8 protein-coding genes and 1 pseudogene are annotated in these 9,192 nt (G+C 48.3%); 4 read left to right on the top strand and 5 right to left on the bottom strand.

Annotation, left to right across the window (positions count from 1 at the left end):
• Positions 1-96: 96 nt before the first annotated feature.
• The 4 genes and pseudogenes from JGK07_RS10600 to JGK07_RS10585 form a co-directional block, all read left to right on the top strand.
• A pseudogene (locus tag JGK07_RS10600) lies at positions 97-420 on the top strand (zinc ribbon domain-containing protein); the annotation flags it as partial.
• A gap of 369 nt (positions 421-789) precedes the next feature.
• A complete protein-coding gene (locus tag JGK07_RS10595) occupies positions 790-1,521 on the top strand; it encodes a PP2C family serine/threonine-protein phosphatase (RefSeq protein WP_293241799.1) in 732 nt (243 codons plus the stop codon).
• A gap of 77 nt (positions 1,522-1,598) precedes the next feature.
• Positions 1,599-2,819, top strand: coding sequence for an anhydro-N-acetylmuramic acid kinase (locus JGK07_RS10590; protein ID WP_293177064.1), 1,221 nt, complete (start codon positions 1,599-1,601; stop codon positions 2,817-2,819).
• Between the two features lie 80 nt (positions 2,820-2,899).
• On the top strand, positions 2,900-3,349 hold the full coding sequence (locus JGK07_RS10585; protein WP_293177066.1) for a hypothetical protein: 450 nt from the start codon (positions 2,900-2,902) through the stop codon (positions 3,347-3,349).
• A 1,516-nt stretch (positions 3,350-4,865) separates the two neighbouring features.
• On the opposite strand, the gene JGK07_RS10580 is transcribed toward JGK07_RS10585, so the two are convergent.
• The 5 genes from JGK07_RS10580 to JGK07_RS10560 all read right to left on the bottom strand — a co-directional run bounded on the left by JGK07_RS10580 (position 4,866) and on the right by JGK07_RS10560 (position 9,006).
• Entirely contained in the window at positions 4,866-5,063 is a 198-nt protein-coding gene (locus tag JGK07_RS10580; RefSeq protein ID WP_006635253.1) for an NblA/ycf18 family protein, read from the bottom strand.
• A 623-nt stretch (positions 5,064-5,686) separates the two neighbouring features.
• Positions 5,687-6,418, bottom strand: coding sequence for a biopolymer transporter ExbD (locus JGK07_RS10575; protein WP_293177078.1), 732 nt, complete (start codon positions 6,416-6,418; stop codon positions 5,687-5,689).
• Positions 6,419-6,433: 15 nt separating this feature from the next.
• Positions 6,434-7,222 carry a MotA/TolQ/ExbB proton channel family protein gene (locus JGK07_RS10570; RefSeq protein ID WP_293177080.1) on the bottom strand — a complete coding sequence of 263 codons (789 nt, stop codon included), beginning with the start codon at positions 7,220-7,222 and terminating at the stop codon, positions 6,434-6,436.
• Positions 7,223-7,468: 246 nt separating this feature from the next.
• Entirely contained in the window at positions 7,469-8,719 is a 1,251-nt protein-coding gene (rsgA, locus tag JGK07_RS10565) for a ribosome small subunit-dependent GTPase A (RefSeq protein WP_293177082.1), read from the bottom strand.
• Entirely contained in the window at positions 8,716-9,006 is a 291-nt protein-coding gene (locus JGK07_RS10560) for a sulfurtransferase TusA family protein (protein WP_293177084.1), read from the bottom strand. Before JGK07_RS10560 ends, rsgA begins: the two co-directional genes overlap by 4 nt.
• Positions 9,007-9,192 lie beyond the last annotated feature (186 nt).

The following is a 9,192-nucleotide window of genomic DNA, read 5'->3' as shown; positions in this document are numbered from 1 at the left end:
TACCTTGGGATGGCCGACCACTCAATAGCGCAGGAAGTGAACTCTTTCATTGTAGCTAAAGATGGCTTTAGTTAAGTTTGGGTAAGTTTTACGAAGCAGGGGAAGTGCTACGTCGAAGTAGACCGTTTTTTCCCATCCTCAAAGACTTGCTCAGTCTGTCTCAATCGAGTTGGTAATTTGCCGTTGAATGTGCGGTCATGGCAGTGTCAAAGCTGTGAAACAAAGCATGACCGGGATGTCAACGCAGCGGTCAATATTCGAGATGAAGGACTCCGTATTTTAGCGTTAGGAACTAGCGCTACTGCCAAGGTCGGGAAGGTAAGTCCAAAGTCCCGAAGGCGTAAGTCATCCGTTTCTAAGGCACTACCCGTCGAAGTTGGAAGCTCCGCCCTCAACGACCGAAGCGCTCAGGGCGCGTAGGAAGTAGGGCGGGGTAGTTCACTGTTAAGTTTTCGCAGGCTGACAACAAGTTTCTCAACTTGACAGCTATTACTTGCTAGGGACACTAAAACCCCGGTTGCTGCATAGATTTCTCCCCAGCCAAATGTCTTATTTTGAAGCTAGAAATCCCTTTTTTTGCCCAGGTGTTGCTGAATGCAGCTTGATTTACGAAAATTTTCAGACGGAATTAGCATCAGACGATCTACAATGTAAGGCTAATGAAGTGCAATTTTTCCAAGACTAGCGATCGGCAGAAATTTCAGTACCGTTCGGAATTTTAAGTTTTGTAATCAAAAATTGCACCCATTAAATCAAGCTTTGAAGTTCGATGAGTCCAAGCACCAATCTATGAAACGCTCTTTCGCAGGTAAGACAGATACAGGGCTGGTTCGTTCCGTAAATCAGGATTCGTACCACATAGACCCTGACGGGCGATTTTTCATAGTGGCCGACGGCATGGGAGGACACGCAGGAGGTCAAGAAGCCAGTCGGATTGCGACTGGGGCGATTCAATCTTATTTGCTCGAACATTGGGAAGGGCCTGAAGATTCTCCCCTGTTGTTGGAAAAGGCTTTGTTAATTGCCAATCAAGCAATTTTGACCGATCAGCTCGAACATCCCGAGCGTGCTGATATGGGGACTACGGCTGTGGTTCTGATCTTTAGGGATGAGGGGAGACCTTGGTGCGCTAATATCGGGGACTCTCGCTTGTATCGGCTGCACGGCTCTCACTTGGATCAGATTACTGAAGACCAGACTTGGGTGGCTCAGGCTGTCAAAAGAAAGGCCCTGACTCCGGATCAGGCTCGCAGTCATCCTTGGCGTCACGTTTTGTCCCAGTGTTTGGGCCGCGATGATTTGCACGAGATAGATATTCTGCCGGTGGACGTAAAGCCCGGGGATCGCTTGCTGCTGTGCAGCGACGGCTTGACTGAGGAACTTTCCGATCCTTTGATTGCTTCGCCTCTGAAGTCGATTCGCGCTTGCGAGGGCGCTGCAACTGCTTTGATTGAAGCCGCCAAGGATAAAGGGGGACGGGACAATATTACTGTGGTGATCGTGACGATCGACCTCAAATAATATCCTCGCACCCTCGCATACCTAAAAATCTCCCAATCTCCGAATCAAAAAATCTCAAATCTAAAATTTAAAATCGAATGGTTCGCGTTATTGGTTTGATGAGTGGCACGTCGGTGGATGGCATTGATGCTGCTTTAGTGGATGTGGTCGGTTCCCAAGCAGACTTAAAAGTGCAGTTGGTGGCCGGCAAGACTTTCCCTTATCCTGCTACTTTGCGATCGCAAATTCTCTCAGTTTGCAGTGGTTCCGCGTTATCTATGGTTGAGTTCGCTCAATTAGATGATGCGATCGCCCAAGAATTTGCTAATGCAGCCTTGACAATTCAAGCAGAATATGATGATGCAGAATTAATCGGCTCTCACGGTCAAACTGTCTACCACCGACCCCCAGGGAATACGGAAAAGAGCAGTTTTTCTGCTGCACCTAGCCCCGGCTCAGACATGGGTTACAGCTTGCAACTCGGGCGGGGCGCGCTCATCGCGCAATTGACAGGCATTACAACTGTGAGCAATTTTCGATCGGCAGACATTGCAGCAGGAGGTCAAGGAGCACCCTTAGTCCCAATAGTTGATGCCTGCCTGCTTGCTGAACCCAACCGCAACCTCTGCATCCAAAATCTCGGCGGAATTGGCAATTTTACTTATCTTCCTGCCAGGAGAGATAAAGAATTGGCTGACAAGTCTGCGGTTTCTCCTCTGGGCGAGGGTATCTTGGGTTGGGATACCGGGCCGGCAAATTCGCTGTTAGACTTGGCAGTGCAGCACTTCTGTGACGGAACAAAAACTTGTGACGAAGGTGGAGCTTGGGCGGCAAGTGGCACTCCCTGTCAAGCTTTAGTAGAGAATTGGCTACAGCAAGATTTTTTCATCCAAGCACCGCCCAAATCTACAGGGCGAGAGTTATTTGGTGTAGACTATTTTAACCGTTGTTTGGTCGAGGCTCAAGGTTACAACCTCAGTCCTGCTGATGTGCTGGCTACTTTGACGGAACTGACTGTTGCTTCGATCGTTCACAGTTACCAAACTTTTTTGCCGCAGATGCCCGATCGAGTTTTATTGTGCGGGGGCGGCAGCCACAATCTCTACTTAAAACGCCGATTGCAAGCACAATTGCATCCAGTGCAAGTGTTGACTACTTCTGAGGCAGGCTTGAGTGTAGATTTTAAAGAGGCGATCGCTTTCGCGGTTTTAGCCGCCTGGCGGGTTCGGGGTATTCCCGGCAATCTGCCTCAAGTTACTGGTGCTTGCGCGCCGGTTCTGTTAGGAGAAATTAACTCTTGTTGGCACAGTTGGGCATGATAGCATAGAGTCTGAGGGACAACGGCTGTGCGTTGTTGCACCAGCATTGTAGCCAGCAGGAAAAGCATAGGAACAGCACTGTGGCTCACACGTTTTTAATGGAATCTGGCCAATGGACGCTCGAAGGAAGTTGGATTGAGCGCAATGGCGTGCCAATTACGGTAAAAGGCAAAACTTTAGTGAGCTGGAACCGAACAGATTGGTTCAGTATGGTGACGAAGCTCGTGTTTCCAGGAGGCGATCGCGAAGAGATTATTTTGCAGTACCGAGGACACCTCAACAACGATGAGCGGCAGTATACTTTTGTACTCCAACACAGCGAACTCGGCCGAGTCGAGGGCGAAGGTTGGATTGCTCCCCAGTCGATCGTCCAACGTTACTGGGTACTCGGAGATGAACGCCAGCGGCGGACGGGTTTTGATACCCTCCACCGCGTTGATGAAAATCGCTACTACCAATCTAGTGGCATCATGTCTGGTCATTACTTGACGAGTACGATGGAGGCAACTCTGGAACGTCAGTCGGAATAACTCTTTTTAGCTACCTCGCGGGAAGCCCCGCGCTCTATCTGAAAGATGAGCGTCGGGATGAGAGCAGGGCTGTTGACGACGCTCCCTGAACGAATTGGGCGTTGCCCAACAGAGAAGGGAGATGGAGGAAACAGCCAGTTAACCTCCTGGATTGTTCAAAACCTTGAAATGCTCTCATAGACTTGTTTTCATGCTATATTGTTAATCGTCGTTGACCCGCCCGACTGCTCGAAAAGACAGGCTAGAGTAGCGGTCAAACGCTTGCCACAGCAAGACCAGAGATCGGGGAAGAAATACGCCTAGCTGGTTGGCAATTGCCATAAATCCACGGTGTGTTGTGCGAGTAAAACTTAAACTCCTTGGGGTGCAGGGAGTCTGCCCGGTCACTATCACGGGATAGTGAAAGAGTCAGTAGCAATGTGTTGATTGATTCAAGCATTGACTAAAACCTCGCGATCGCGGTGTAAGACTAAGACCAACACTATCTTCGGATAGTAGAGGCAACGGCGGATGAAACGGGAAGCCCGCACTGTATGCATAGCATGAGTGTGGGGTACGTCACAGTTACAAGTTGCGTGCTCTAGAACTTGAGTAGAAAATTAAAGGTTTTGCTTGTCGGAGATCGCCTTTTGATGTCCGACTTGCTCAATTCTTGCTCAAAGCCATCCGCTGCAACTTGAGAGGGCTAGCAGTGCAAATCTAACTTTACAGGAGATTAAAAGCTTTAGTGAAGTGTGAAGCTCGCGATATAGCGGTTCTCATAAAGATGAGGTGGCTCTCCTGATTTTGAGGTTATAAGCCAGCCCGATCAATTCTCAATCCATTGCCCTATAAGTCTTTCAATTCAATCTTTTGATGAAGCTATCCCTCTACCCCCCACTTTTTCACCAAAAGTCCAGGAGAGCCGATGAGGTATATCAAATTCTGCTGCGATCGCCTGGGAGAACGCACGCACGAAGACCATCTTTACCGGAGAGAAACCTCAGAAAGCTTGTAATACATATCGCTTACCAATTACCCATTACCTTTTTTCCCATTACCAATTGCCAGACATACCTGATATTTTTGAGAAAAACTATATCAAACAATTTGCATTTCTGGAAATTAGATATTATTAATTTATTCTACCCAATCTGCGAATTTATGACTTTAATTTATTGTATAAAAAATATATATATTGTCGAAAAATTTATAATTTTTGAGAGGCGGAGCGATAAATTCTTGTTGCTCTGTGCTGCGATCGTCGATCGGACTATTACGGAGACTTGATCCCAACTTTTAGTAGAATCAAAAGACAATAAAGTGCGAGTTTGTCTAGACCCGAGGATGAGTTCTCGATAGGTTGCTAAAAATTGTTTCTACCAAATGCCTCTAACCTGATAAATTCATCCGTATATCAGTGTCGAGCTCTGAGGATATTCTGCTTTATACCTTTGAGTGACGCCCCATCACCCCCAACTCCTTTCCGCCTGAGGGAAGAGAGTAAGAGACGGAGGTCGCCGACTGCGACTCTAGGCTACTCAACGCCTGGATTGGGTTCTAGACCCCAATGGTGTTTGAGAAAATGGCGGTACATGGTTTCGCGCAACATCATTTGCTCGTAAAGCTTGACCAAAAACTCCTGAGCTTGCTCGCGGCTCATGTCACTTACCTGTGTTTTGAAGGAACACAGGCTAAATTGCTGCTCCAAAGACAATTCTGCTGGTTGGCTCATGACTTTGACTCCTGTAGTAAGTAAAAGTGACTTGACAGTGAAACCTGGATTAACCAGATTTGTAAGTTGTTTCTGTAAGTTGCTTCAGCGATCGGCTCTTGGTTTCAGGATGTCCCGCAAGCCTATCTCGCTTTAGTATATTACAAAAGGTAACAATAATTTGACAAAATTACCATCTTTCCTAAGAAATAACTTAACCATAGAGATGGCAAGATGTCCGCAAAAGTTCCTTCCGCAGACTTATACCACTCTATCTACTTGTCAAGAGAAAAAAGGCTCAGTATGAACCAAAATAATTGCAGCGATTTATACCAACTCGCGCGGAAATTCTCTCTGGCTGAGGGGGAGAGCGGGTGCTGACGGGTGTAGGTTTTTTGGTAAAAGCCTTATCCCATAAGAGTTTGAGATTTTAAGAGGCAAAAGCCCAAAACTTTTGCACTGTCTAGATTTGCTGGGTTTTGCCAGGGGAAAACCTACACCTGTCAGGAGATCGGGTGAGGGGAGATGGGGAGACTGGGAGAATCTATATTTCTCTCTTCTCCCTTACCTTCTTCCTTGTATTCGTTAAATCGGCTACATCTGTTAAATCCCGCACACTGCTTCCAAACTTGGAAGCGTTCTTACTAATTTGAGGGAGGGACATTCGGCGGTGGAGTAGCAGCTCCGGGCCTGGAATTGGGGGCAATGGGTGCGGGCGAAACGGGAGGAATTCCCAGATTTCCCCCAGAGTTGCTCGGCTGCTGTCCCGGTGCTGGAAGAGGAGATTGAAACTGATTGGGATTGAACTGCTGCTGCCCCGGAGCCGGAAGAGGAGATTGAAACCGATTCGGATTGAGCTGTTGTTGCCCAGGAGCTACGGGAGACGGCAGGGGTTGAGGGTAATTGCCCGAAGGTGCCGCAGGAATCCCCGAATTGGGAAGCGACGGATTATTCGGCTGGGCAGAGGGAGCCGAACTAGGAAGAGTTGCTAGAGCTACTCGATCGCCCCCTACCTCTCGCAATTTGTCTAAAACCTCCACAACTTTGGCGTATTTAGCATTTTGAGGAGCGTACAACACCGTCAAGCCGGCAGGATTTGTGCTGTGGAAACTCTTTAAAACTCGATCGAGCTGCTGGTAATTAACAGGCAATTGGTCGATATAAGTTTGCCCGAAATCGTCAATGCTGACAATCAGCATCTCTCGCATCTGCGTTTGTCCAGTCTTCGCCTTCGGCAAATCGACATTAATCGCTTGCTGGCGAGTCAGTTGCAAAGCCGCCACCAAAAAAAACGTCAGAATGCAAAAGATCACGTCAATTAAAGGCACCAGTTCAATCCGAGCCTCTTCAGCAGGAGTATCTAAGTGAATCTTCATCAGTTGTTCTTTGTTCTAATTATTAGAAGGTGAATCTTCAGCCGGATCGGAACCTTTCAATTTCGGCTCCCTGAGACGTTCTCCCGATGATTCTTGAGAATTGAGAGAACGCCTGTTCAAACCATCGGAACCAAAGGAAGAATTGTTGTGATCTGTACCGGGCGATCGACCTTTAGCATTAGCAGTCGGCCAATATTGTCTGTAGAGCAATTCCATTTCATTTCCAGCTTTGCGAAATATTTTGGCTTGGTTGAACAAAAAAGCTTGAAATATCCGATAAAACGCCAAGGTAAAAATTGCTACTACCATCCCACTCGCAGTCGTGATCAGCGCCTCGCTAATCCCCAAAGTCACGCCAGTGGTTGCCGCCGTACCGATGTCGCCCAGACGGATGGAACTGAGGGAGTTAATCAAGCCCAAAACTGTTCCCAGCAAGCCCAGCAAAGGGGCGAGAGCGATCGTCGCTTCTAAGATTTTGTCCCCGCGGCGCATCGAAGCCAACTCTTCATCGGCGGCTGCTTCGAGGGCGAGTCGAAATAAATCTGGTTCGGGATTGTACAGGCGCAGGGGTGCAGAAAGAAATCGCCCGATCGGCTGTCGGTTGGCTTGTCTGGCAATCTCGTTAGCCGCCCCCCAATCGCTCCGCGCCGCGTCGAGAATCCGGTTAACTATCTGCTTCTCTTTGCTCAAGAGGCTTGCCCAGAACCACAAGCGCTCGATAATTGTACTTACAGATAGAATCGATAACACCAACAGGGGCCACATGGCGGGGCCGCCTTTTTGAAACAGTTCTTGAATATTCACAATATTTTTGCTCCTGCATTACCCGCTAACTTTTGCTTCTGTTCTACTTTTTTTTACAAATCTAAGGCCATTTAATTTTAGCGATTAATGTACTCAGGACTTACGCACTCGCCACTAAAGAAACCGGGTCTTGCAGTCCAAGGCCTCGGGTGGCAAAGAAGTATCTTACTCGATCGAATCCCGTTGCTGAGTAAGTCTTGGTAATATTGTCAGACTCCTCGCGGGCGATCGGCGGCGACTACTTCCTCAGAAATCCTCTAAATCTTCTTGACACATATCTTGCAGCGACTGGTGTTGCAGGCGGCGGTTCGTGCGGCGATATTTTTTAGTTTGCAGTTTCGGTTCATACTGCTGTGTACCGTCGGACTTGGTTTGCTGCTTCAAACTGGATTCGGCGCTGCTGGAGTTTTGCAGAGCTTGTTGGCGGACGATCGCCTCTTCCATAAAATTCAAATAATACTGGTAGCGCTCCCAATCTCCCCGCACCACACAGTTAGGCTCATCGCGGTGCGAACAGTCGCTAAACTGGCAGCTACCCAAAGCCAGCCTCTGACGAGCTTCTGGGAAATATTCAGCTAACTCCGACGGATCGGATTCGAGAGCCGGCTGATTAAAGCCCGGAGTATCCGCCAGCAATCCGCCGTCGGGAAGTTCAAATAGTTCGACGTGGCGAGTTGTGTGGCGCCCGCGGCCGAGTTTGCCAGAAACAGCGTTCACTCGCAGGTTCAGCGCCGGAACCAGTTGGTTGATCAAGCTGGACTTGCCGACGCCAGAAGGCCCACAAATTATCGTTATTTTGTCTTGGGTGTGGCTGTGGAGAAAGTTCGGCAAGGGATTTTGTACGGAATTTAACGGAGCTAACGGATGAGCCGAATTTGCTAGTAGGGGGTTCTCCTCAGAAGGCAACAGAGAACCATCTATTTTGTCCGATAAATTCTGGGAAGTTACTTTTTCGACATAAACTTTATTTTGAAAATTTGTGGCAACTTCCTGCACTCCTAAACCGCTGCGAACGCTAATAAACATTGGTTCGTAGCCCCAACGTGAAAGCCGATCGCGCCACTGTTCCAACTCCTCGGCTCTCACCAAATCGCATTTGTTCAGGCACAAACTCACCTCTAAACCTGTAGATTCTGCCTTGACTAAAAACCGAGTTAATGAGGCGGGGTCTAAATCGGGTTCGGCGAGGGCAAAAACGAGGAGAATGCGATCGGCATTAGCGACAGGCGGGCGGTTGAGTTCTGTGCGGCGGGGGAAGACTTCTGAAATTGCACCCCGGCGGTCAGTCCAGTCCGGTTCGTCTACCACCACGCGATCGCCCACCATCACCTGTTGACCAATTTTTTTGAGTCGAGTGCGGCGAGTGCACAGGAGAGTGGGAGCATCCGCCAGGGCTATATTCTCGTGAATCCCGGCTGCTGGATCTAGCCTGACTCGGTAGAAGTTAGCCTGAACAGCCACGACTGTACCGACGAGAGAGGACAAATTCAGGCTCATCCGGCTTCCTGGAGTTCTGGGCGCTGCACTTTCATGGCAAAAAAGCCAGACTCCGACTCATCCGCCATAAATTGCGTTTCGAGAATTTGATAGCCTTCCATTTTCAGACTATCAGGCACTTGTTCGATCGGCTCCCCAGCATCCAGCCACACTTCCAAAACAGCACCAGGTGGCATTTGTTCCAAGCGCAATTTAGTGCGGACAAAATTCAGAGGACACGGAGTCCCCCGCAGATCGATTTTGGCATCTGGGGATTTGGGATTTTCAATTGTGGATGTTGAATTCATAATGCGTTTTAGATTCTCAAATTTCCCATCTCAATTCTTGAAAGCCTTATTTTATCGTGAACAAATTGACGAATAATTATTCTACCGCCGATTTTTGACACCAATTGGTGTCATTTTTTTGAGGACTATTCCCACAAATTGCCCAACAATTATTCTACGACCGATTTTTGACACCAATTGGTGTCA

It is taken from the genome of Microcoleus sp. PH2017_24_DOB_U_A, assembly GCF_020738205.1.
Classification (GTDB): domain Bacteria; phylum Cyanobacteriota; class Cyanobacteriia; order Cyanobacteriales; family Microcoleaceae; genus Microcoleus.
Note: the sequence above shows the minus strand (reverse complement) of the source record. Positions and strands in the feature narration are given on the sequence as shown.

Coding starts and splice junctions, on each gene's coding strand:
- JGK07_RS10595 (WP_293241799.1), top strand. CDS start 790: ATGAAACGCTCTTTCGCAGGTAAGACAGATACAGGGCTGGTTCGTTCC.
- JGK07_RS10590 (WP_293177064.1), top strand. CDS start 1,599: ATGGTTCGCGTTATTGGTTTGATGAGTGGCACGTCGGTGGATGGCATT.
- JGK07_RS10580 (WP_006635253.1), bottom strand. CDS start 5,063: ATGAGCCAACCAGCAGAATTGTCTTTGGAGCAGCAATTTAGCCTGTGT.
- JGK07_RS10575 (WP_293177078.1), bottom strand. CDS start 6,418: ATGAAGATTCACTTAGATACTCCTGCTGAAGAGGCTCGGATTGAACTG.
- rsgA (WP_293177082.1), bottom strand. CDS start 8,719: ATGAGCCTGAATTTGTCCTCTCTCGTCGGTACAGTCGTGGCTGTTCAG.
- JGK07_RS10560 (WP_293177084.1), bottom strand. CDS start 9,006: ATGAATTCAACATCCACAATTGAAAATCCCAAATCCCCAGATGCCAAA.